The organism is Brevibacillus sp. IT-7CA2, from assembly GCF_949767855.1.
Classification (GTDB): domain Bacteria; phylum Bacillota; class Bacilli; order Brevibacillales; family Brevibacillaceae; genus Brevibacillus.
In genome coordinates this window covers 1-566 of record NZ_CATKQT010000041.1, presented here as the reverse complement: position 1 = coordinate 566, position 566 = coordinate 1, and the positions used below count along the sequence as shown (strand labels likewise).

At 49.6% G+C, this 566-nt stretch carries 2 tRNA genes and 1 rRNA gene; all 3 read left to right on the top strand.

Going from position 1 to position 566, the window contains the following annotated elements:
- Nucleotides 1–127 precede the first annotated feature (127 nt).
- The 3 genes from ACM6JA_RS19740 to rrf all read left to right on the top strand — a co-directional run bounded on the left by ACM6JA_RS19740 (nt 128) and on the right by rrf (nt 496).
- Nucleotides 128–204: transfer RNA gene (locus tag ACM6JA_RS19740), tRNA-Ile, on the top strand.
- An 18-nt stretch (nt 205–222) separates the two neighbouring features.
- Nucleotides 223–298, top strand: a tRNA-Ala gene (locus ACM6JA_RS19735).
- A gap of 81 nt (nt 299–379) precedes the next feature.
- Nucleotides 380–496, top strand: a 5S ribosomal RNA gene (gene rrf / locus ACM6JA_RS19730).
- Nucleotides 497–566: the final 70 nt, after the last annotated feature.

The window sequence follows — 566 nt, the reverse complement described above, 5'->3', positions numbered from 1 at the left end:
ATACGACCACTAACGCACAATTCGCTGTTCAGTTTTGAGGGAGCACCAACTCCCTGACGTATATAGAACTTTGAAGTGCCGCAGCTTTTGGCCTTTGAAGTAGTACGTCTTTTTTTGTGGCTTACGAGGGCCTATAGCTCAGTTGGTTAGAGCGCACGCCTGATAAGCGTGAGGTCGGCTGTTCGAGTCAGCCTAGGCCCACCATTAAATATTACCCAGTATGGGGCTGTAGCTCAGTTGGGAGAGCGCCTGCCTTGCAAGCAGGAGGTCATCGGTTCGATCCCGTTCAGCTCCACCATTTTCCAAAAAATAATACTTGAATGTGATTGAGAAGATGTGCTACATTACTCTTCGTCACTTTTGAGAAATAGTCAAATCGTCTGGTGATGATGGCGGAGGGGACACACCCGTTCCCATGCCGAACACGGCCGTTAAGCCCTCCAGCGCCGATGGTACTTGCTCCGCAGGGAGCCGGGAGAGTAGGACGTCGCCAGGCGAGCAACCTTGTGGTTGCTTGATCATTTGTTCTTTGAAAACTGGATACTGCATGAAATTGCTAAGATATA